The organism is Pseudomonas serbica (genome assembly GCF_028823535.1).
Taxonomy (GTDB): Bacteria; Pseudomonadota; Gammaproteobacteria; order Pseudomonadales; family Pseudomonadaceae; genus Aquipseudomonas; species Aquipseudomonas serbica.
In genome coordinates this window covers 128,329-150,832 of the sequence record NZ_JAQIYM010000013.1, presented here as the reverse complement: position 1 = coordinate 150,832, position 22,504 = coordinate 128,329, and the positions used below count along the sequence as shown (strand labels likewise).

Annotated in this window: 24 protein-coding genes; 19 read left to right on the top strand and 5 right to left on the bottom strand. The window is 58.2% G+C overall.

What is annotated here, in order from left to right; all coding sequences use genetic code 11:
- The first annotated feature begins 178 nt into the window (after positions 1-178).
- From NQL71_RS21865 to arsJ, 13 genes are all read left to right on the top strand, one after another.
- Positions 179-529, top strand: a complete 351-nt coding sequence (locus NQL71_RS21865; RefSeq protein ID WP_046815150.1) for an ArsR/SmtB family transcription factor — start codon at positions 179-181, stop codon at positions 527-529.
- Positions 530-567: 38 nt separating this feature from the next.
- Entirely contained in the window at positions 568-1,638 is a 1,071-nt protein-coding gene (locus tag NQL71_RS21860) for a flavin-containing monooxygenase (protein ID WP_274643274.1), read from the top strand.
- Positions 1,639-1,855: 217 nt separating this feature from the next.
- Positions 1,856-2,353, top strand: a complete 498-nt coding sequence (locus tag NQL71_RS21855; protein WP_046815152.1) for a MarR family winged helix-turn-helix transcriptional regulator — start codon at positions 1,856-1,858, stop codon at positions 2,351-2,353.
- Between the two features lie 63 nt (positions 2,354-2,416).
- Positions 2,417-2,920 (top strand): arsinothricin resistance N-acetyltransferase ArsN1 family A, encoded by a 504-nt coding sequence (locus NQL71_RS21850; protein WP_274643273.1) that lies wholly within the window; start codon positions 2,417-2,419, stop codon positions 2,918-2,920.
- Between the two features lie 14 nt (positions 2,921-2,934).
- Complete coding sequence (locus NQL71_RS21845) at positions 2,935-4,290, top strand: FAD-dependent oxidoreductase (protein ID WP_274643272.1); 1,356 nt, start codon at positions 2,935-2,937, stop codon at positions 4,288-4,290.
- 321 nt (positions 4,291-4,611) lie between these two features.
- Positions 4,612-5,025 carry an arsenate reductase ArsC gene (locus NQL71_RS21840; protein WP_046815155.1) on the top strand — a complete coding sequence of 138 codons (414 nt, stop codon included), beginning with the start codon at positions 4,612-4,614 and terminating at the stop codon, positions 5,023-5,025.
- 8 nt (positions 5,026-5,033) lie between these two features.
- Positions 5,034-5,405: a metalloregulator ArsR/SmtB family transcription factor gene (locus tag NQL71_RS21835; protein ID WP_046815156.1), complete on the top strand. Its 372-nt coding sequence runs from the start codon at positions 5,034-5,036 to the stop codon at positions 5,403-5,405.
- Positions 5,406-5,432: 27 nt separating this feature from the next.
- A complete protein-coding gene (locus tag NQL71_RS21830) occupies positions 5,433-5,903 on the top strand; it encodes an arsenate reductase ArsC (protein ID WP_248686898.1) in 471 nt (156 codons plus the stop codon).
- 17 nt (positions 5,904-5,920) lie between these two features.
- The gene (arsB, locus tag NQL71_RS21825; RefSeq protein ID WP_077182596.1) at positions 5,921-6,994 is read left to right on the top strand and encodes an ACR3 family arsenite efflux transporter; all 1,074 of its coding nucleotides are present in this window, start codon (positions 5,921-5,923) and stop codon (positions 6,992-6,994) included.
- Positions 6,987-7,703, top strand: a complete 717-nt coding sequence (arsH, locus tag NQL71_RS21820) for an arsenical resistance protein ArsH (protein ID WP_077182597.1) — start codon at positions 6,987-6,989, stop codon at positions 7,701-7,703. Before arsB ends, arsH begins: the two co-directional genes overlap by 8 nt.
- 12 nt (positions 7,704-7,715) lie before the next feature.
- Complete coding sequence (locus tag NQL71_RS21815; protein ID WP_077182598.1) at positions 7,716-8,228, top strand: cyclin-dependent kinase inhibitor 3 family protein; 513 nt, start codon at positions 7,716-7,718, stop codon at positions 8,226-8,228.
- Positions 8,229-8,251: 23 nt separating this feature from the next.
- Positions 8,252-9,256, top strand: a complete 1,005-nt coding sequence (locus tag NQL71_RS21810) for an ArsJ-associated glyceraldehyde-3-phosphate dehydrogenase (RefSeq protein ID WP_274643271.1) — start codon at positions 8,252-8,254, stop codon at positions 9,254-9,256.
- A gap of 9 nt (positions 9,257-9,265) precedes the next feature.
- Positions 9,266-10,483 carry an organoarsenical effux MFS transporter ArsJ gene (gene arsJ / locus NQL71_RS21805; RefSeq protein ID WP_046815162.1) on the top strand — a complete coding sequence of 406 codons (1,218 nt, stop codon included), beginning with the start codon at positions 9,266-9,268 and terminating at the stop codon, positions 10,481-10,483.
- Between the two features lie 123 nt (positions 10,484-10,606).
- Here arsJ and NQL71_RS21800 read toward each other — a convergent pair whose 3' ends face one another.
- Together NQL71_RS21800 and NQL71_RS21795 are read right to left on the bottom strand one after the other, a co-directional pair.
- The gene (locus NQL71_RS21800) at positions 10,607-11,644 is read right to left on the bottom strand and encodes an AraC family transcriptional regulator ligand-binding domain-containing protein (RefSeq protein WP_274643270.1); all 1,038 of its coding nucleotides are present in this window, start codon (positions 11,642-11,644) and stop codon (positions 10,607-10,609) included.
- 9 nt (positions 11,645-11,653) lie between these two features.
- Positions 11,654-12,571 (bottom strand): GGDEF domain-containing protein, encoded by a 918-nt coding sequence (locus NQL71_RS21795; protein WP_274643269.1) that lies wholly within the window; start codon positions 12,569-12,571, stop codon positions 11,654-11,656.
- Positions 12,572-12,963: 392 nt separating this feature from the next.
- On the opposite strand from NQL71_RS21795, the gene NQL71_RS21790 reads away from it, so the two are divergent.
- From NQL71_RS21790 to NQL71_RS21770, 5 genes are all read left to right on the top strand, one after another.
- Positions 12,964-15,507 (top strand): TonB-dependent receptor, encoded by a 2,544-nt coding sequence (locus tag NQL71_RS21790; protein WP_274643268.1) that lies wholly within the window; start codon positions 12,964-12,966, stop codon positions 15,505-15,507.
- A 105-nt stretch (positions 15,508-15,612) separates the two neighbouring features.
- Positions 15,613-17,475 (top strand): phytase, encoded by a 1,863-nt coding sequence (locus NQL71_RS21785; RefSeq protein ID WP_274643304.1) that lies wholly within the window; start codon positions 15,613-15,615, stop codon positions 17,473-17,475.
- 96 nt (positions 17,476-17,571) lie between these two features.
- On the top strand, positions 17,572-18,282 hold the full coding sequence (gene tolQ / locus NQL71_RS21780) for a protein TolQ (protein WP_046815167.1): 711 nt from the start codon (positions 17,572-17,574) through the stop codon (positions 18,280-18,282).
- A gap of 22 nt (positions 18,283-18,304) precedes the next feature.
- The gene (tolR, locus tag NQL71_RS21775) at positions 18,305-18,751 is read left to right on the top strand and encodes a protein TolR (protein ID WP_046815168.1); all 447 of its coding nucleotides are present in this window, start codon (positions 18,305-18,307) and stop codon (positions 18,749-18,751) included.
- Complete coding sequence (locus NQL71_RS21770; protein WP_274643267.1) at positions 18,748-19,569, top strand: energy transducer TonB; 822 nt, start codon at positions 18,748-18,750, stop codon at positions 19,567-19,569. Before tolR ends, NQL71_RS21770 begins: the two co-directional genes overlap by 4 nt.
- Positions 19,570-19,687: 118 nt before the next feature.
- Here NQL71_RS21770 and NQL71_RS21765 read toward each other — a convergent pair whose 3' ends face one another.
- The gene (locus NQL71_RS21765; protein ID WP_274643266.1) at positions 19,688-20,500 is read right to left on the bottom strand and encodes a lytic transglycosylase domain-containing protein; all 813 of its coding nucleotides are present in this window, start codon (positions 20,498-20,500) and stop codon (positions 19,688-19,690) included.
- 313 nt (positions 20,501-20,813) lie between these two features.
- Between NQL71_RS21765 and NQL71_RS21760 the strand changes: the two genes are divergently transcribed.
- Positions 20,814-21,350 (top strand): dihydrofolate reductase family protein, encoded by a 537-nt coding sequence (locus NQL71_RS21760; RefSeq protein WP_046815171.1) that lies wholly within the window; start codon positions 20,814-20,816, stop codon positions 21,348-21,350.
- A gap of 272 nt (positions 21,351-21,622) precedes the next feature.
- Here NQL71_RS21760 and NQL71_RS21755 read toward each other — a convergent pair whose 3' ends face one another.
- A complete protein-coding gene (locus tag NQL71_RS21755) occupies positions 21,623-22,054 on the bottom strand; it encodes a DUF6130 family protein (protein ID WP_166618892.1) in 432 nt (143 codons plus the stop codon).
- 247 nt (positions 22,055-22,301) lie between these two features.
- Positions 22,302-22,430, bottom strand: coding sequence for a hypothetical protein (locus NQL71_RS21750; protein ID WP_274643265.1), 129 nt, complete (start codon positions 22,428-22,430; stop codon positions 22,302-22,304).
- Positions 22,431-22,504 lie beyond the last annotated feature (74 nt).

The following is a 22,504-nucleotide window of genomic DNA, read 5'->3' as shown; positions in this document are numbered from 1 at the left end:
AGCGCTGGGCTTAGGCGTCCCTGATACGAAAGTGTTTTTACACACTCTGGACCCAAAGCTGACGTTCGAATTCATCATTCTGGAGCTTGCAGGCATTGATCAGGCGCTATTGATATCTGTTGTTGACGCTCATTCGGGCAATTGACGCGTGCATGGATATGCACATATAGTCCTCCGCATGACAAACCGAATCTCTACACGTTCCCGTGCAATTGATGCTGCAATCGACTCTCTCGATGGAGCCTTCTTCAAAGCTCTGTGCGAGCCGTCGCGGGTAGCTGTGCTCAAGCGAGTCATGCAACTGGGGCGTGCGGATATCGGCGAGATCGCTGAAGGATTACCTCAAGAGCGTTCAGTGGTGTCCCGTCATCTGCAAGTGCTATTAGAGGCGGGCATTGTCCGCGCTACCAAGGTCAGTAGGCAGATGTTCTACGAGGTAGATGGGCCGGCGGTGTTGGCACGGCTCGAAGCCATGCTTCAGCACATGAAGAGTCTGGCTCCGTTTTGCTGCCCTGGTGTATCTGAGTAGTTTTTTTATCATCTCAATATATGCATGAGTGCGCACACATGAACATAATTAATGAGCCCGCGGATGTCATCGTTATTGGTGCGGGCCAAGCTGGGCTCGCGTGCGGTTGGCATCTGCGGCAGCAGAATCTCAGTTTTCTCATATTGGATGCTGAGAGCCAGCCAGGTGGAAACTGGCGCAATTACTACGACAACCTGAGATTATTTTCTCCTGCTGCTTACTCGTCTTTACCTGGGATGCCCTTTCCAGCGGAAGCTCAGCACTATCCGCTACGCGATGAAGTCGTACGTTATTTGGAGCATTACGCGGACGCTTTCCAGCTACCCATTCGGCAGAACATACGAGTCCAGAGAGTGAGTAGGGAGGATGGACTCTTTTTGCTTCAGGCATCTGATGGTCAGCGTTTCTGCTCAAGAGCGTTGATCGTTTGCACTGGCGGATTCAACCAGCCGTTCATCCCTGACATTCAGGGGCTGGGGAGTTTTCGCGGGCAACGTTTACACAGTGCTGATTACCGAAATGTCGACGGCTTCAGTGATCAACGAGTAGTGGTCATAGGTGCTGCCAACTCAGCTGTACAAATTGCCCATGAGTTGGCTCAAGTCAGCAGCGTCGTATTGGCGACAAGGGAATCGATTCGGTTTTTTCCGCAAAAGATCCTCGGTGTGGACTTTCATGCTTGGCTCAAGTGGACAGGGATGGAGAAGACTCGTTGGCTGAATGATCAAAGTACCCCTGTACTGGATGATGGTAACTATCGTCGAGCCATGAAGCAGGGACTTTTTGAGCGCAAGCCGATGTTCACGGAGGTAACGTCAACGGGCGTGATCTGGGCTGATGGGCAGCACACTGACGTGGATAGTTTGGTTTTCGCGACCGGGTTTCGTCCGAACCTTGGTTTTTTGGCAGGTCTGCACGTGGCGGGCAATGAAAGCCTCACCCAACGCAACGGGAAAGCGGAGCATGTACCGGGTTTGTATTTTGTGGGATTACCGAAGCAGCGCAACTTTGCTTCGGCAACCCTTAGAGGCGTTGGGCCGGATGCTTCTCACATCATTCCTGGCTTGATGCGCTTCATTCACAATGCATCGGCCCCAGTGTTCGCTTGATGCAGAATCTGGGTGAAACCCATGGCCCATACGAGCCTGGAGCGATTGATCGGAGGATGAATCTGCTCTGGAAGTGTCACAACCGGTGCGTCCATTTTTTGTTGTCAGTGACAACAAGCTAACGCCTTCCTTTGGCTATCGTCAATCGAGAGATCGGTGTTGACGATTTCGGGAAATCAGGATTACTGTTGCACCTAACAACTAATTTGTGACGGTTATGACGAAGCGAAAAATCGATCAGCTCACTCAGGATTCCGAGGACTTGTACGAGGCGTTGAACCAGTTGGTTCGCGTCCATCAGTTCCGTGATCGAGATCGGATCTGCTGTTACGACGTGTCGGTGACCCAGTGCTATGCCGTCGAAACGCTGGTTAAAAGGGGCGCATTGCGCCTTCAGGTCTTGGCGCAAGAAATGTTCTTGGACAAGAGTACGGCGAGTCGAGTGATAGATACCCTGGAGCGCAAAGGGTATGTGTCCCGCGTTGAGGATGATGAAGATCGGCGTGCGGTGCGAATTCAGGCAACGGATTCTGGACGTGAGCTATACGCGAAAATCAGAGCGGACCTGATAGCTGAGGAGCGAGCGATGATTGAGAACCTGTCAGCTGAAGCCAGGCAGGGAGCACTGAGTTTGCTGAGGCAGATTACGCGGGCCACGGAGATTCGCTGCGGGCTCGTGAGTGAGTGCTGCCCAGCCGTGAAGAGTAAGGATTGAAAGGGAAAAATTTCCCTTTTTTGCCAATAATGTTGTTACTGCCAACGTAATGGGGCTCCAACGATGCGAGTTCGTTTAGCTGAACCGAAAGACACTGTTTCGATAGCTGCCATCTACAACAGGGGGATCGAGGAGCGCAGTTCTACGTTTGAAACGACTCCTCGAAGCCCGGCAGACATGCTTGATCGCATCAAAACAATGGAGCGTTTTCCAGTGTTGGTCATGGTCGACGAGGCAGATCAGGTTGTTGGCTGGGCTGGGCTCAGTAGTTATCGCGCTCGTGCCTGTTACGACGGCATTGCGGATTTTTCTATTTACCTGGACCGCAGCGTTCGCGGCCAGGGACTCGGCAAACAGTTACTTCAGTCACTGCTGAAAGAAGCCGAAGTTCGCGGATTCTGGAAAGTCCTTTCACGCATCTTCACCTTCAATCACGCCAGCCTCGCATTGTGCGAAACCTGCGGTTTCCGCCAAGTTGGGGTGTATGAAAAACACGCCTGCCTTGAAGGACGCTGGCTCGACTGCGCGATTGTCGAGCGCCTGTTCCCGAACAATCAGCCAACCTGAAGAAGGAGTTGATCATGGATAACGCTCACCTTCCCGTCGCCATAATCGGTGCCGGTCCAGTGGGCCTGGCGGCAGCTGCTCACCTGCTGGCGCGAGGTCTCACGCCGCTGATTCTGGAAGCGGGCCCGAAAGCGGGGTCCAGCATTGAAAAATGGGCGCATGTGAAGATGTTCTCTCCGTGGCAGTTCAATGTGGACAAGGAGGCGGCCAAACTTTTGCTGGCCGATGGTTGGACTCCACCACCGGAGAGCGAGTATCCAACGGGCCGTGAACTGCTGGATTGCTTTGTTCGACCTCTCGCGGACCTCGATCAGATCAAGCGTCACTTGCAGCTCAATACCCGTGTTCTGGCAGCCACTCGCGTCGGTCAGGATGTGATGAAGACTCAGGGCAGATCAGCAGCTCCTTTTTTACTGCGTGTCTCAGGGTCAGCGGGTGAACAAAATGTGCTGGCCAGTGCTGTCATTGATGCCTCGGGCACCTACCTGACACCAAACTGGATGGGCGCCCATGGCATCCCGGCCTTGGGCGAGATCGAGCATGCGGAACACATCGAGTATGGCATTGCGCAGGTGCTGGGTCGTGCGCGGAATCGCTATGCCAACAAAAGAGTGCTGGTGGTGGGTGGTGGTCACTCCGCGTTTAACGCCCTACAGGATCTGGTGCGTCTGATTCAGGAGGCACCGCAAACCAAAGTGCTCTGGGCGATCCGGGGTAATTCTCTTGAGCGCATTCTGGGTGGTGGTGCGAATGATCAATTGGAAGAGCGCGGAAAGCTCGGCCTGAAGATTCGCCAATTGCTAAGTGACGGCGTGATCGAGCTGTTCAAAAACGTCGCTATCGATAAGGTTGTAGGCAATGGCCAAGGGTTGGTTGTGAAGGCGGGAGACCAGATACTTCCACCTGTGGACCAAATCATTGTGGCGACTGGATTCCGACCTGACATGAGCCTGCTCGCCGAGTTGCGAATCGCACTTGATCCCGCAACTCAAAGCGCAGTGTTGCTCGCTCCAATGATCGATCCCAACGAGCACAGCTGCGGTACGGTCAGACCTCATGGCGCGATAGAACTTGCCCATCCTGAGGAAGGTTTGTTCATTGTTGGAATGAAGAGCTATGGTCGGGCGCCTACGTTCTTGTTGATGACTGGGTATGAGCAAGTTCGCTCTGTCATCGCGGCGCTGGCGGGTGATTGGGGTGCGGCCAAAAGGGTTGAGCTGATCCTCCCGGAAACGGGCATTTGCAACTCGGATTTCGATGAAGTCGATGATCGCTTGAAGGCTTCGGCAAGTCAGACGTCTTATTGTGGCACCGGAGAGACAATCCTTGAGGCAGCGCCTCGTACCTCGCCGGGTTGTTGCAAAGCCTAGTGCGCAGCTACCGAACCCGCCCTCGATGACCGGGGCTGGTTAGGGGCGACCTTCTTATTTTCTTTTGCACGTCCAGGTAGTCCTTGAACCAAGGAGCGACCTATTTCTGCGTGAGTGACAGATTCATTACAGAAACCATATATACACCGCCGCAGATATTTGAAGAGACACGGAAGGCTGGCTAGCGCCGTAATACACAGCTTTCATTGAAGGTGCTTGGCGGGGTCCAATCGTTTTGATGGATTAATGGGTCGCTGGCTCTTTACCTTGCATGCGGAAAAACATATATTCGTTAAATCGCATATGAGCTGAGGCTTCACAATGGCCAGCAAAGCCCGTGTCCTGTTCGTCTGTACTGCCAACGCTGCACGCTCCCAGTTGGCCCAAGCGTTGCTGAGGCATACCGATTCGGAGCATTTCGAGGCGTTCAGCGCCGGCACAACCCCAACTCAGGTAGATCCGCGCACCTTCGAGTCGCTTTCACACATCGGTGTGAGCACCGAAGGATTACGTAGCAAGTCGATAGACGAGTTCGGTGGTGAGCGTTTCGATTACGTCATCACCTTGTGTGATAAAGCCGCAGCGGAATGCCTGTCTTTACCTGGAACGGGTGAGGCATTGGCCTGGAGTTTTGAAGACCCGGTCACCAGCACCAAACCCGATGCCTTCCGTCACACCCTTCACGAAATTCATGAGCGCATCAAGATGTTCGTCTTGGTCAAAAACAAACATTGAGAAACGATATGGCTGACCATCTGACACCGACCACTGTTTTCAAATGCCTGGCTGACGACACTCGGGTCCGCACGATGATGCTCATCACTCGTGAAGGAGAGCTTTGTGTTTGCGAGCTGACCTGCGCGTTGAACGAGAGTCAGCCAAAGATCTCCAGGCACCTGGCGCAACTGCGTACTTGCGGCCTGTTGTCGGACCGTCGGCAAGGCCAATGGGTGTATTACCGACTGCACCCGAATCTCCCTGATTGGGTTCATCAAGTGCTGACCACCGTGCTGGAAAGCAACAAGCACTGGTTGAGCCCTGATGCCAAACGCCTTGATGAAATGGGTGACCGTCCTGAACGGGCAGTCGTGTGCTGTGAAAGCAAAATCGCCTGATTCCGCCTTCGACTACGAGAACGCTCGATGAAAATCCTGTTCCTCTGCACTGCCAATTGCTGTCGCAGCATCCTCTGTGAAGCGGTCTTCAATCACTTGGCACCGGAAGACATGAAAGCCTACAGCGCGGGCAGTCAGCCCAAAGGTGAAGTGCATCCGTTGAGTCTCAAGACGTTGGAAAACGCTGGTATGTCGACGCTCGGGCTGTTCAGTAAGTCCAGCGATGTCCATGTGAACCTGGCTCCTGATTTCGTCATCACGGTGTGCGACAAGGCTGCCAGTGAGGCCTGCCCGGTATTTTTTGGACCCGCCACCAAAGCCCACTGGGGGCTGGCTGACCCTTCTGAATACCACGGAACTCAAGAAGAGATTGAGGCGGCTTTTGAAGCCACTTTGGAGCAGATCAAAACCCGTATTGAAGCCTTCCTGGCTTTACCGCTATCCCAACTGAGTGCCGAGCAGCTCAAGGCAGAGCTGGCCCTGATTGGCACGCTGTAATCACAGGAGCAATGATCATGAGTAAAAGCCGCCTTTCCTTCCTGGACCGTTACCTGACCCTATGGATTTTTCTCGCCATGGCCTTGGGCATCGGTTTGGGGAGCCTGTTCGAAGGCTGGCCGCAGTGGCTCAACAGTCTTTCTGTGGGCACAACCAACATCCCCATCGCTATCGGCTTGATCGTGATGATGTATCCGCCTCTGGCTAAGGTTCGTTATGAGGAGCTGCCGGAAGTCTTCAAGGACAAGCGCATCCTTGTTTTGTCTTTGGTGCAGAACTGGGTCATCGGACCGGTACTAATGTTCGCGCTGGCGATCATCTTCTTGCGGGACCAGCCGGAATACATGACGGGCCTGATCCTGATCGGGTTGGCGCGTTGCATCGCGATGGTGCTGGTCTGGAATCAGATCGCAGGTGGCAACAATCAATATGTCGCCGGGCTGGTGGCGTTCAACAGCATCTTCCAGATCCTGTTTTTCAGCGTGTATGCCTGGGTCTTCCTTGGGCTGTTGCCGCCGCTGTTCGGGCTGGAAGGTAGTGTGATTGAGACCAGCTTCGTCAGCATTGCCGAGTCGGTTTTGATCTACCTGGGTGTGCCGTTCCTGGCCGGCTTCTTGACCCGCAAGATCCTCATCGCCCGTAAAGGCGAAGCTTGGTTCCAGGAGCGCTTCATTCCAAAGATCAGCCCGCTGACGCTGGTGGCACTTCTGTTGACCATCGTGGCCATGTTCAGCCTAAAGGGTGACGTGGTATTGCAATTGCCGCTGGATGTATTGCGTATCGCGATCCCGCTCACAATCTACTTCGTTGTGATGTTTTTCATCAGTTTCTGGATGGGCAAGCTGCTCAAGGCGGATTACCCGCGCACCACCGCACTGGCTTTCACAGCCGCAAGCAACAACTTCGAACTGGCGATTGCCGTGGCCATTGCCACCTTCGGCCTGGCTTCCCCGGTCGCTTTCGCCACGGTGATTGGTCCGCTGGTGGAAGTACCGGTACTGATTTCCCTGGTCGGTGTGGCCCTTTGGCTGAAACGCCGCTGGTTCGATGAATCCAAGAGCGCCATTGCGCAGGACAATGACTATGTTTGATGACCATATCCCCCAACTCGCTACCGAACTGGTTGATCTCCCATCGACAGACAAACTCGGTATCGAAAAGACCTCCATCCACAAGCCGCGCATTTTGCTGCTGTACGGATCGACCCGTGAGCGCTCCTTCAGTCGTTTGCTGGTAGAGGAAGCCGCTCGGTTGCTGGAGCACTTCGGCGCCGAGGCGCGGATTTTCAATCCGTCCGGTTTGCCGCTGCCAGACGACGCTCCCGACGATCACCCCCGTGTGAAGGAACTGCGCGAGCTGATGCTGTGGTCCGAGGGGCAGGTTTGGTGTTCCCCGGAACGTCACGGCTCGATGAGCGCGGTCTTCAAGGCGCAGATCGACTGGGTGCCACTGGCGATGGGCGCGGTACGCCCGACCCAGGGCAAAACCCTCGCGGTCATGCAGGTATGCGGTGGCTCGCAGTCGTTCAACGTGGTCAATCAGCTGCGCGTGCTGGGACGTTGGATGCGCATGTTCACCATCCCCAATCAGTCCTCCGTGCCGAAGGCCTATATGGAGTTCGACGATAACGGCCGGATGAAACCTTCTCCGTTCTACGACCGTGTCGTTGATGTGATGGAAGAGTTGGTGAAATTCACGCTGCTGCTTCGCGACCGCCAGGACTACCTGGTGGATCGTTATTCCGAACGCAAAGAGTCAGCGGAAGAACTCATGAGACGTGTCAATCAGCGCTCCATTTGAGGATTTTTCACCGTGCAACAACACCCTTATTCCGTACTGCCGCTGGCTCAGTTCAATGGCCAATTGATCTTCACCCCGTGCCCAGGCACGAAGGGCACCAGGCCTTTCGAGGCGTTGCAAACACTTAAGGATGCGGGCGCATCGGCGTTGCTGACGCTGATGCCGACCGAGGAGTTGCTTCAGAACGAGATCGACCTGCTGCCCGAAGAGTGCCAAATGCTCGGCATCGAGTGGTTTCACCTGCCAGTAGAAGATGATCAAGCGCCTGGCGAAGCATTTAAAGCCGCATGGGAACAACACCATCCACGACTTAAGCAGCTGCTGGCCGAAGGAAAAACCATTGCCATCCATTGCAAGGGCGGATCGGGTCGTACCGGTTTGATCGCGGCTCAACTGTTGATCGAGAGCGGTGTGCCATTCAGCGATGCCATCCGCGATGTTCAGTCGTTGCGTCCGCGGGCCATCCAGCATCCTGCCCATATCGAATACATCGGCCAGTTCGACACTCAGTCGAACTCCCACTGACAACAGATACAGAGCACAACAACATGACTATCAAAGTTGGCATCAATGGTTTCGGTCGGATCGGTCGCCTCGCGCTGCGAGCAGCCTGGGGCTGGCCAGAATTCGAATTCGTGCAGATCAACGATCCAGCGGGTGACGCGGCGACCCATGCGCACCTGCTGAACTTCGACTCGGTGCATGGCCGTTGGCAACACGAAGCCAGCGCAGAAGGCGATCAGGTGGTGATTGGCGGCAAGCGCATCAAGGTGACCGCTAACAAAGCGATTGCCGACACCGACTGGTCAGGTTGCGATCTGGTGATCGAGGCCAGCGGCAAGATGAAAACCGTGGCGGTGTTGCAAGCCTACCTGGATCAGGGCGTTAAGCGTGTGGTGGTTTGCGCGCCGGTGAAGGAAAAAGGGGCGTTGAACGTCGTCATGGGCGTCAACCATCAGTTGTTCAAACCGGCTGAACATCGCATCGTTACCGCCGCTTCGTGCACCACTAACTGTCTAGCGCCCGTGGTGAAAGTCATCCACGAGAAACTGGGTATTCGTCATGGCTCGATCACCACTATCCACGACCTGACGAACACCCAAAGCATTCTCGATCAACCGCACAAGGATCTGCGTCGTGCGCGTGCTTCGGGCATGAGCCTGATCCCGACCAGCACCGGCTCGGCCACCGCGATTGCCGAAATCTTCCCAGAGCTGCGTGGGCGCCTGAACGGCCACGCCGTACGCGTGCCGCTGGCTAACGCTTCACTGACTGACTGCGTCTTTGAAGTCGAGCATGTCACCACTGTTGAGGAGGTGAATCAACTCCTCAAGGACGCCTCCGAGAACGAGCTGAAAGACATCCTCGGTTTTGAGGAGCGTCCGTTGGTGTCCATCGACTACCGCACCGACCCGCGCTCATCGATCATCGATGCACTGTCGACGATGGTGATCAATGGCACTCAAGTGAAGATCTATGCCTGGTACGACAACGAATGGGGCTATGCCAATCGCGCCGTCGAACTGGCCAAACTGGTCAGTCTGGCGGACTAAGGAGCGGTCATGAAAGCGTTGTCAGCCCTCGCTCCGGAAGTGCGGCAGTACTTGCTCGTCACGGGCAACTATTGGGCCTTCACCCTCACCGACGGTGCCTTGCGCATGTTGGTGGTGTTGCACTTTCACGCGTTGGGCTACAGCCCACTGCAAATCGCGGCGTTGTTTCTGTTCTACGAAATCTTTGGCGTGATCACCAACCTGGTGGGTGGCTACCTCGGCGCCCGGCTGGGCCTGAACCGAACCATGAACATCGGGCTGGGCATCCAAGTCGCGGCGCTGCTGATGCTGACGGTTCCTGTCGCTTGGCTAACCATCCCATGGGTGATGGGCGCACAGGCGCTGTCGGGGATTGCCAAAGACCTGAACAAGATGAGCGCCAAAAGCTCCATCAAGCTTCTTGTTCCGGATGGGCAACAGGGAAAGCTCTACAAGTGGGTGGCAATCCTCACCGGCTCGAAGAACGCGCTCAAGGGTGTCGGCTTCTTTCTTGGCGGGGCCTTGCTGGCACTGATCGGCTTCAAAGGCGCCTTGTTGGCCATGGCGGGTGTCCTGGCGCTGATCTGGATCAGCAGCTTGATTCTGTTGAAGAAGGACCTGGGCAAGGCCAAAGCCAAGCCCAAATTTCGCGACATCCTGTCCAAGAGCCGGGCAATCAATATCCTCTCAGCGGCGCGGATGTTCCTGTTCGGTGCCCGCGATGTCTGGTTTGTGGTGGCCTTGCCGGTGTACCTGAGCAGCGTGTTCGGCTGGGACTTCTGGGAGGTTGGCGGCTTCCTTGCGGCCTGGGTGATTGGCTACGGCATCGTGCAGTCCTTCGCGCCCAACATCACCGGTAAGAAACGTGGACACGTACCGGATGGTCGTGCGGCATTTTTGTGGGCACTAGCACTGGCAGGCTTGCCTGCGGCAATCGCTCTCGGGCTGAACACTGGTTTGTCGCAGCAGATGGTGCTGCTCGGCGGTTTGATGGTCTTTGGCGCGCTGTTCGCGGTGAACTCGTCGCTGCACAGCTACCTGATCGTGTCCTACGCCAAGGAGGATGGAGTGTCGCTAGATGTGGGTTTTTATTACATGTCGAACGCCCTGGGGCGACTTATCGGCACAGTGCTCTCTGGCTGGGTTTATCAGTTTTATGGGCTGGGTGCGTGTTTATGGATATCGAGTGCATTTGTGCTGCTTGCAGCTTTGATTTCGATTGCATTGCCTCGTCACGCAGGTGAATGACTGCTTTTGGCCGTTTTCTACCCGTCGCGAGAGGCAGAAGTCGACCCAAAGCGGTCAATCGGCTTGGCATAACCGCTATGCCACGGCAACGGACAAAAACATCAAAGAGGTAAAAACCGCGGGTCAACCCATGCTGAACAACTGGCGGATCAGGTTCGGTGTGCTGCCGGTCCAGCGTTTGAATGAGCGACGAAAGTTGGCTGCATCGCTGAAGCTCAGGTAGTCGGCCACTTCTTCGTTGCTGAGTCCTTTGACTTGATAGAGATAGAGCGCCACCTGTTTGCGCACGCGATCCACTTGCTGCTGAAACCCGGTGTCGTGTTTTTGCAGTTTGCGCTTGAGGGTGGCGGGGCTCATGGCGAAGGACTGGGCGGCTTGTTCCAGGCTCGGCGGTTGGCGCACCTTTTCCAGCAAGTAGTTGTAGAGGCAGTCGGTGAAGCTCTGCGCAAAACCAAGCTGTTCGATTTGCCCCATGGCTTCCAGGCGGGCGACCTGGCCGGCGGTGGCTGAGGCATTGGGCCAGGGTTGGGCGAGGTATTTCCTCGGGATGCGCATCAGGTCCAGCGGCCGTTTGAACTGGGTGTCTTCGCCCAGGTGCACCCAATACTGTTCGACGTATCGCGGCTCGGCATGGCTGAGGCTGCACACCCACGGCAGGCGGCGGCCGCTGAGCCACTGACTCATGGCCACCAGCGAGGTCATGCTCGCTTCCAGCAGGAATCGCCATTGCTCGCCCGCGCCGCAACTGTCCAGCCAATAGACATAGGCGAACTGTTCATCGAGCAACAGGCGCGGCGTGGCCAACGGGCTGAGCAACGCCTGTTGCTGCACTAGCGAGTCGAGGGCCTGGTGCAGGTTTTGCGCGTGGCGCAAGGCGTGGCTGACGGCGCCATAGTGCCCAGGCAATAACCGTTGGCCGAACAGGAAGCTGCTGTCGTCGGCATCCAGCAGGCGCCGGCTGTTGCCGATCAGTTGCAGAAACTGCTGCGGGCTGAGGCGAGTCTGGCCCGCCAGAATATCGACATGGAACAACCCTGTGCCGCGTAGCAGGCGATGGCTGTCGATATCCCGGGACAACGCCAGATCGATCAGGGTGGCGGGTTGGTAATGCCCGGGAATGAAACGGCTGTCGGCTTCGTACCAGGTGGTTTTGACGGTCATCGCCGGGCCTCAGGCGCTTTTTTTGGCGAGCGGTTGCCTGGCCCGCGACAGCGCCAGGTTCAGGCGTTTAAGCAGGGCTTCGGGCGTCTCGTCGAGGGCCATCACCACCGCCGTACTGGCCGCGAGTTGCAGGCGTTCGCCATGTTGGCGGGTCTTGTGCGCCAGGCGGTGCACGGCGTGTTGCAGCTCCTGCGCCAGGAGCTGCGCCTGACGCTCGCCGGTGTTGGGCAGCAGCACCACAAAACGGTCGCCGGCCAGACGGCAGAGCAGGTCCTGACGGCGCAGATTGAGCAGCAGCAAATGACTCAGGGCCTGCAGCACGGCGTCGCCCTCGGCGTGTCCGAAGTTCTGGTTGATTGAGGCAAAGTTGTCCAGATCCAGTACCAGCAGCGACAGCGGTTGTTGTTGCCTGATGCTTTCGTCAAGGCTGTCGACCAGTTGCCGTTTGAGGTAGTCGGCACTGCCCAGCGGCGTGAGTTTGTCGAACAGTCGGTGTTCGCGAAACAGCCGCTCGCGTTTCTCCATCTGTGCGCTGATCGCCAGTTGTTCGCGATGCCAGTGATAGATGCCGATGGTCAACAGAATCATGCCCACCGGCATCGGTCCGGACTCCAGCCAGTGGTCCCAGGTGATGCTGTCGGGCAGGCGGATGAACTCGTCGAGGCTGTCGATCCACCAGGAGAAAAAGATGCAACTGAGCCCGAGCGCCAGGTAGTTGGTGACCCGTCCAGCGGGGCGACTTTTGAGCACCAGCCCCAGCCAGACCAAGGCCAGCAGCGCCGAGCCGCCTTCGCCAATGATGTCCAGCCAGACCCACTCACTGACGGCTTTCAGATCGCCGCATGCCAGGTGCAGCAGCAACCCGAGGTTGGCCGCCAGCAGCAGGACGGTGAGTTTCCAACGGTGGGGCTTGAGCACTGAGAACATGACGGCGGTCCTTGGATGAGGAAGCGATGCGCGCCAGCACAGCAGATGTTTATGACAGTCGGGTGACGAGGTACGAAAGTAAGGGGGAGGTCGAATCAGCTCACCGTGAATTGTGTTTTCAGCGCTGCGCCGCGCGTTCCCATGAGCGCTTGCGTGTTTCGAACGGCGCTCCTGCAAGGGTGTGGGCACATCCAACAGCAGGTCAGGCTGACTCACTGTATTGCCAGCAGGTCATTTCAGCTCATTCCCACCCCCGATTCCCGGCAAACAGGCGGTTTAAAGGGCTTGTCGCCCGGTGCTGTCACAGAACCGTCACGCCCCGTGCCTAGCTTGCCCTCCCACTTGCCGGGCCACTTGCCTGGCGTTAAGGGACTCTTTGGGGAAGGGCATTCATGTACCAGCGCAGCAGTCATCCGCGCCGCGGCACCGGCGCAATCTTCAGTTTCACGCTCACGGCGTTGACCATGGCGTTGGTCAGTGAACGGTTGAGCGCGGCAGACGCCACGGCCAATGTCGAGCATGTCGAAGTGATCGGTCAGGCGGCGAGCATCGATTCGGCGCTCAAGGAGCAGCGCCGCTCGGATAACATCGAAAGTGTGGTGCATGCCGATGGCATGGCGCAGTTGCCCGACGAGAACGTCGCCGAAGCGGCGCAGCGCCTGCCGGGGGTCAGTGTCGAGCGTGATCAGGGCGAAGGGCGGTTTGTCAGCGTGCGTGGTTTGGGCCCGGACCTGAACAGCGTCACCATCAACGGCACGCTGGTGCCTTCGCCGGAAAGTGAACGCCGCGCCGTGGCCCTCGATGTGTTGCCGTCGGAACTGGTGCAATCGCTGTCGGTGATCAAGACCCTGACGCCGGACATGGATGCCAACTCCCTGGGCGGTACGGTCGATGTCCGCAGCCTGTCGGCCTTCGATCACCCGGGGCTGTTTTACACCGGCAGCAGTGAAGCCAGTTACGACAAGAACACCCACCAGACCAGCCCGAAATTCTCCGGCGCGGCCAGCGACCGTTTCAGCCTGGGCGACGGTATCGATAACTTCGGCGTGGCGGCAGCCCTGAGCTGGCAGAAGCGTGACTTCGGTTCGGACAACGTCGAAACCGGCGGTGCCTGGGATTTCCAGCGCGGTGCCCGCCTGGAAGAGTTCGAACAACGCGACTACGACATCAGCCGGGAACGCACCGGCGGCGGCCTGAACTTTGACTACAAGCCCGATGACCTGAGCAGCTATTACCTGCGCACCTTGTACAGCCGTTACAAGGACAGCGAGACCCGCAACGCCACCAGCATCGAGTTCGCCGACCCGCAGGCGGCCGGTGAATTGGGCGAAGCGCAAGGCAAGCGCAAGCTCAAGCAGCGTGAAGAGACCCAGGAAATCCAGTCCTACGTGTTGGGCGGTGAACGCCTGTTCGGTCTCTGGACCCTCAGCGGCCAGGCTGGTTACAGCCGCTCCAGTGAAGACAGCCCCGGCCACATCGCCAACGCGGCGTTCGATGCCAATGACGATTTCACCGATAGCGGCTTTTATAGCAACGGCGAGCCGCGGCCGATCATTGGGCAAGGTTTCTACGACCCGAACAATTTCACCCTCGATAAAGTCGACTGGGAAAAACAGAACACCACCGACACCGAGAAAAACCTGCGCCTGGACCTGGCCCGGGATTACGACCTCAACGGGTACGCCGCGCAGGTCAAGTTCGGCGGCAAGGTCAGCCGGCGCAACAAGGACAACGACCTCGACGCCTGGGTCTACGAAGACTTCGACGACTTGGGGTTCAACGATGAACAGCTCAACCTCAGCCAGTTCCGCAAAGGCTCGGTGGATTACCGCCTCGGCGAGTTCGGGCCGGGCATCAGTGGCAGTGCGATCAAGCAGTTGATCGGCGGGCTGGACCGGGACGACTTCTACGATCCAGTCGAATCGGCGGTCAACGACTTCAAGATGAGCGAGGACATCAACGCCGGTTACCTGATGAACACCTTCGACATCGACGACTGGCGGTTCATTGCCGGTTTGCGCTACGAGGGCACCGATTTCGATGCCAAAGGCACCGGCGTCAACGATGGCGAGTTCGAGGCCACCGACACCAAGCGTAAATATCACCACTGGTTGCCGGGCTTGCATGCGCGTTACCAACTGGACAGGAACACTCAGGTGCGTGCGGCCTGGACCAAGACCGTGGTGCGCCCGACCTTCGGTCAATTGGCGCCGGGCTTTGTCATCGACGGCGACGAGGCGACGTTTGGCAATCCTGATCTCAATCCGCTGGAGGCGAGCAACCTCGACCTCGGTATCGAACACTTCATGGGACGTGCGGGCACGGTCTCGGCCTTCGTGTTCTACAAGGACATCAAGAACTTCGTCTACAACACCGATCTGGCAGGCACCGGCGCCTGGGTGGACTTTGCCGAAGCCCACACCTTTGCCAACGGTGACAGCGCAAAACTGTACGGGCTGGAACTGGCTTATTCGCAGCAGTTCGACTGGCTGCCGGCGCCCTGGAACGGCTTGCTGGTCGGGGCTAACGCCACCTTCAGTCGTTCCGACGCCGAGATCAAGGGCTTCGACGCCGCCAGTGGTACGAACCTCAAGCGCAGCATCGATCTGCCGAATCAGTCGGACACGGTCGGCAACCTGATGCTCGGTTGGGAAAACGACACAATCAGCCTGCGCCTGTCGGCCAACTACAAGTCGGACTACCTCTACGAGTTGGCCCCTATCAACGACAAGGCCCACGACCTGCACGTCGATTCCCAGACCTTCGTGGATTTCAGTGCGCGCTACTCGCTGACGAAAAACCTGCAAGTGAGCTTCGAGGCGCAAAACCTCACCGACGAGTCGTACTTCGTCTACACCGGCCACCGCTCCTACAACGGCCAATACGAAGAGTACGGCCCGACCTACAAGCTCGGCCTGACTTTTACCCATTTCTAAAAGCCGGGACGGCAGCCCGGTGCTGCCGTCGCGATGGACGCACGACAAGGACTTTGCCTGTTCATGACTATTTCTTTGCGACACACACATTGGCTGCTGGCTGCAATGATAAGCCTGGCCGCTGACCAGGCCCTGGCGGCGACGCCTGGCCTGACGCTCACGCCTTGGGCGCCGAACCTCAAGGTCGAGGAACTGGCGTTCCTGTCCGCCGATCAACGCCTGGCGGTCAGCCCTCGTGATGGCTTGCTGCTGCTGGATGCCAAAGGCGCCGAACTGGCACGCATGAAGGGTTCATTCAGCAGCCTCGACAGCCGCGCCACCGCGCAGCAGGCGTTTGTCGCCAGCCTCGACACCCGTCGCCAGCAAGCATTGGTGGTCGGCCTCGATACGGCCAGGCGCACGTGGGGCACGCCGCTGTACTTGCCGACGCGAGACTTCGGGGTGAATGGCCTGTGCCTGTACCGCGACGACGCCAGCAACCTGTTTGTATTTTTGGTGGGTGAGGAGGGCAAGGGTGAGCAATGGCTGCTGGGCAACGGCAACGTTCTGAACGCCGGGGCACAAAAGGTCCGCACTGTGCCGCTGCCGCCGTCGGCACAGTTTTGTCAGGTCGATGACGCTGCGCACCAACTGGTCGTCAACGAAGAAAACGTCGGTTGGTGGGCGTACCCGGCTCACGCAGAAGCCGATGTGACCCGCACGCCCGTGGCGATGCGTGACCCCTTCGGCGATATCAAAGGCGCTGCCGGTGCGTTGGCGTTGGTCCCCGGTGGCGTTGTCGGGCTCGACCCGGAAGCGGCGCAACTGAAACTGTACCAGCAGCAGGGCGAGCGCTGGACGGCCCAGGCAACCTTGCCATTGTCCGGACTCAAGGAACCGGAAGGCCTCGCCCTGCGTAACACCGACCAAGGTTTGCAGGTGTTGATTCGCGACGATGCCGACGGGCGTGTGTACCAGGGCCAGATCGACTGGCAAGCCAGACCGGTACCGCTGGCGCCGGTGTTGCCGAGCGTGGCAGCGAGTGTCCAGACCGATCCGGTGGCCCGTCAGGGGGATGCTGCGGACGATCCGGCGATCTGGATTCATCCGCAACAACCGTCCCTGAGCCGTGTGCTTGGCACCAATAAAAAACAGGGCCTGTTGGCGTATGACCTGCAAGGCAAACTGCTCCAGGAGTTGCCCGTCGGGCGTTTGAACAACGTCGATGTACGACCGAACTTCAAGCTTGGCGAGCAAACCGTGGACCTGGCGGTGGCCAGTCACCGCGATCACAACAGCCTCAGCCTGTTCACCATCGACCGTAGCACCGGCGAGCTGGGCGATATCGGCGAAGTGGCCACGCCGCTCAAAGACATCTACGGCATCTGCCTGTTTCAACCGGCCAGCGGTGAGATCTACGCGATTGCCAACGACAAGGACGGCACCTTCCTGCAATACCGACTCAGTGCGGTCAATGGCCGGGCCCAGGGAGAGTTGGTGCGCCAGTTCAAGGTCGACAGCCAGCCGGAAGGCTGTGTCGCCGACGACCAGCGCCAACGACTGTTTCTCGGTGAAGAGGATGTCGGGGTCTGGGCCGTGGACGCGCGCGCCGATCAACCGGCGACTTTGACCAGCGTGATCAAGGTCGGCGCGCAGTTGCAGGCGGATGTCGAAGGCCTGGCGCTGTATCAAAGCGCGGGGCGGGACTATCTGGTGGTGTCCAGCCAGGGCAACGACAGCTACCTGGTGCTCGACGCTGAGCCGCCGTTCGCCAGTCACGGCGCGTTCCGGGTCGGTTTGAACGCGGCGGCGGGCATCGACGGCGCGTCGGAAACCGATGGTCTGGAGGTGACCTCGGTCAACCTCGGTGGCCCCTGGAGTCACGGCATGTTGGTGGTTCAGGACGGCCGCAAACGCATGCCCGAGCAAGCCCAGAACTTTAAATTCGTGCCCTGGGCCGAGGTCGCCCAAGCCCTGAAGCTGCCCTGATCCGGACCGTCATCACTCGGTCATCAAATTTCCATCGAATAGCCTCGCGACCGTTGCGCATCAACGGTCGCGCCGTAACCCACAAGGAGTTTCACCATGCAGGCCACGCTCGAACACATGACGATCTGGGGGCTGATCAGCGACGCCAGTCTATTGGTCAAAGCCGTGATGCTCACGCTGTTGCTGGCCTCGTTGCTCAGCTGGTACCTGATCATCCAGCGTAGCCGTGTGCTGCGCCGCCGCGAGCGCGGGTTGAACAGCTTCATGCAGCGCTTTCGCAGTGCACCGGAGTTGCTGCCGTTGCTGCGTGGAACTGCACAGGTCAAGGATGTGGAGGCCGGGATCGAAGCTGTTTTTCGCGCAGGTTTTCAAGAATTTTGCCACCTGAAACAGCAAGCCGGTCACCACGCCGACGCGGTGCAGGAAGGCGTCGAGCGGGCGCTGTACGTCGCCATCAGCGAAGAAGAAGTGCGCCTGGAAAAGGGTCTGCAGTTCCTCGCCACGGTCGGCTCGGTGAGTCCTTACATCGGCCTGTTCGGCACGGTGTGGGGGATCATGAATTCGTTCATCGGCCTGTCGCAGGTGCAGCAGGCGACGCTCTCGACAGTCGCGCCCGGTATCGCCGAGGCATTGATCGCCACGGCGATTGGCCTGTTCGCGGCGATCCCGGCAGTGATCGCCTACAACCGCTTCGCGGCGCGCAGCCAGACACTGCTTACGCGTTATTACGCCTTCGGCAATGAGCTGCAAGTGCGCCTGCACCGCACGTTGCACGGCGCGCCGTTGAACCTGGCCACAGCGGCCTGAACGGACTTCAAGGAGAGGCAAGATGCTAGTCAGGCCGCAACGCAAGCATGGGCCGAAGGCCGAGATGAACGTAGTGCCTTACATCGACGTGATGCTGGTGCTGTTGGTGATCTTCATGGTGACCGCGCCGATGCTGACCCAAGGCGTGAAAATCGAGCTGCCCAAGGTCGCCAGTGAAGCCTTGGCCAACGATACGCGCCAGCAGATCCTCACGCTGTCGGTGAAAGCCGAGGGCGGCTATTACTGGAACCTCGGCGGTGAACTCGACACCGAGCACCAGACCGACAGCGCCGTGGGTCTTGATGAACTGCGCGCCAAGGTTGAGCAGATCATCGCCCGGCGACAGGACACGCAGGTGTATATCCGAGCGGACAACGACGCAGGTTACGGCAGTGTCGTGGCCGCCATGGCGGCGTTGCAACAGGGCGGCGTCAGCAACCTCGGGCTGGTGACCGAGGCTGCGCAATGACCACGATGATCCTGCACGACACTGCACCGCTGGCGACCGGGAGATGGACCTCGATGAAGCGCAGCGACTTATGGCAGCACAGCTTTGCGGCGGGTCTGGCGGTGGCGCTGCATGGCGTCGTTGTGCTGTTGTTGATCAACAACTGGACCCCCGAAGTGCTAGCGGTAAAACCAGCGAAAGTCATGACCACGCAGTGGGTGATGTTGGCGCCGACGGTCCCGCCGCCTGCGTCAGAACCAGCACCCATGCCAGTGGCCGAGCCTGTGGTCGCGGCTGCAGCAGCCGTGACACCGAGTGTTCCGGTCGAGCCGACCAAACCGCTGATCGACCCGCAGATTCAGGCACGCAAGATCGAACAGGCTGCCCTGGCGCGTAAACGGGTCGAAGAACGCCAGCGCGAACAACAGGCCGAACAGCAACGCCAGCAACAGGCCTCTCGAGCGCGCGAGCAAGCCGCAGAACGACAGCGCCAGGCGCAACAACAAGCGCAACAGGCAGAGCAGTCCCGACTGAGCACCGAGCGCGCCCGCCAACAAGCCGCAGCGGACAGCCGTCAGTACCTGCCACTGAGCAAGGAAGCGCCAGAGTATCCGGCACGGGCTCTGGATAAAAATATCGAGGGCGACTGTTCCGTCGAATACACCGTCAACACGAAGGGCCAGATCGAAAACCCTAAAGTGCTGGACGGGTGTCACCCCTTGTTCATTCGTCCGTCGCTGGCGGCCGCGCAAACCTTCCGATACCAGCCGCGCATCGTCGATGGTGTGGCCGTCGCAGTGCCGTCGGTGCGCAACACCTTTCACTTCAGAATCAAGTGAGACCTGTCGGGCGCGGTGGGGAAGGGGGGGAGATAGACGGGATCATCAGGACTGGGCGGTTTCCGCCCATCACGTAGGGGCCGGCGTATTGGCTATTGCAGGCATGCGCCCTGCGGTACTAGCGATGGTTGTGATAGCGTTCGGTCAAGGATTGCACGAGGGTGACGTAGGATTGCGTCTCGGCGTAGGGCGGCACCCCGTTGTACTCGTCCACGGACGCTTCGCCGGCGTTGTAACCTGCCAGCGCCAGCATCTGGTTGCCGTTGAAGCGCTTGAGCAGCCAGGCCAGGTAACGCACGCCGCCACGAATGTTCTGTCGTGCGTCGAACGGGTCGTCCACGGCGAAGCGCTCGGCGGTGGCGGGCATCAACTGCATCAGTCCCTGGGCGCCGGCTTCGGAAATGGCGTTGGGGTGAAACGCCGATTCGGCATGGATCACCGCGCGCACCAGCGCCCTGTCGACACCATACTGATCCGAAGCGGCTTCGATCTCGCGCTGATAGGAGCGGGTGTCCAGGCGCAGCGAGGCGACCTTGAAATCCTTCGGCGCCGTGCACAGGTAGCAGCCCTTGATGTAATACACCTCAAGCACATCGACCCGTGCGGAGATCCCGACGGGGCGCCGGCTCACGTATTGACGAACACCCTTGTGCATGAAGGTGAAGACCCGAATCCGCATCGCGCCCGAGTCGTCGCGCTGCACAAGCCGTGGCAGGGCCGTAGCCTTGGCACCGGCACTGACATCGGTGCTCGCCATGCCATTCACGCGAGCGCAGCGGGCACTGGCGATGGCCTGGCTGTGGTAGCTGATGGCGCCGTCCCTGTCCTGGCATCTGAACAGGGCGCTGGCGCACAGTGGCGCGACCAGCAAGGTCAACCCGATGCCGCCATGAAGGCTCTTGCGAGCCCATCGCCATGCTCTGCAACTCATCACATCGCTCCGCGTCGAGGGCGCCTGGCCCGGGCGCTGTCTCTGGAGGGCCTGTCCTGTGTGACCAGGCTGTTGTACTGACAGTTATACCCCTTGTAGCCAGCCTTGGAACTTGCGTTGACGTACGGGCTGCCGGCGTTCCCGCAGCGAACTCAATGCTGTGATTCAACCGCTCGTAAATAGTCAATTTGCGTCTGTAACGCTTGCGGGTTTCTATCCGCAGCCTGGATAACCAGCGAGGAAATTTATCTATAGAGTGGTTTCGCTGTCCTCATTGCGGTCAGCCATGCGTCGTCTAAATAGGGAGACTCCAATGACCACTGCACATGTTTTCATCGCCACCAGTCTGGATGGCTTCATTGCCCGGTCCGATGGTGACATCGACTGGCTATTGCAGCGCGATGATCAGAGCGAGGATCACGGCTACCAGGCCTTCATCGCCGACAAGGATGCGATCGTGATGGGGCGGGGGAGCTATGAGAAAGTGCAGACCTTCGACACCTGGTTCTACGACCGGCCAGTAGTGGTGTTGTCTCAACAGTTGGCCGATTCGCAGGTGCCTGAGGCGCTGGAGGGCAAGGTGCGTTTTTCCAACCTCACGCCATCAGACCTGTTGGCGGAACTGGCGAGGCAAGGCGTGCGTCGAGTCTATGTCGATGGCGGGCAGTTGGTGCAATCATTCCTGCGTGAAGGGTTAGTCGCCGATATGGTGATCACCACTGTTCCCGTGCTGATCGGGTCGGGCAGACCATTGTTCGGGGCCCTTGCGCAGGACATTGAATTGAGGCTGGTAACCAGCCGGAGCTTTCCTTCGGGTCTGGTGCAGTCTACCTATCAGTTGACTCCTTGACCTTGCGGAGGGGAGGCCCGATCCAGGGCGAGGGTGAAAGGGCATTTCGTCCACGGTGCTGTCGTGTGACCGTTTCTGGCCGATTACTGTCTGTCACGATGGGCAGAAATCGACCCATAGCTGACGGTGACGAAAGGCAGATATTGGCTGAGTGGTCAGTCAGATATGTTTTCGAAAACAGGGTCGACTCACACCAGCGCAGTCAGCTATGAAGACAGTTATGGTTTTACTGCGTGATCATCGTCAAGGTGGGGAGCGTCCGCTGGTTTCTTCTACGGAACCATAAAACTCACTGTCGTACTGGTGAGGATTTTGTGGGTCGGGTCGGCCACTTCAAGAAGAATCTTGTGAGTTCCAGGCGCTAATCCAACCAGGATAATGGGGTCTTCGCTGGTGTGCGCCCATGTTCCTTTCCAGTCGTCGACGGTCACGTGGAGGTGACCGAGACGTGGTGATACATCAGCAGCCGCTTTGCCAAATACTGGCATGATCCTGGCGTGTTCCATTCGATACTGGATAATGACAACACCGCGGGCAAGCGGCTCGGCAAGCGGCGGATATGCAATGAGTTTTGGCGCAGTCTCAGATTCCAGTGGAAGTATTGCCGCTGGGGTATCGGTGTCTGCTACCGCTAGTCCACACACGGCTGTGCAAAAAAAGACACCTAAAGAGATAACCAATAGATTTCTGGGAGCCAGGGACATGGTGTTTTTTCTCTCGCGTGACTTCATTCAAGCCTAGACGAAACCGAGTGTTTCCCAGTGTTTATTTAAAATCGGAATCACCCACGTATTTCATTGATACCGACTGACAGCGCCTGGCCGATTGTTGCCCATCCCAAAGGGCGACAATCGACTCAAAGCAGTCATTTGTTTGCGGGATATGAAGCTAGAAATTTTCGTCATGTAGAAAAAACGAGGCCGCAATCGCGGCCTTGTTCTTTTCAGGGGGTTACTCGTGCGAATGGCCGTGATCGGCGCTCTCGGAAGTTGCGCCTTTTTCGCCACCGCCGCAGGCCGTCATCAAGCCTAGGAAGCAGATCAGGAACATCGAACGAAGCAGAGTGATTGGGGATTTCATGGGAAAACTCTTCAAAAATGGATTAAATAAATGGTCTGAGGTGCGGATGATTCTCACGTTTTGGTAGTGAGGGC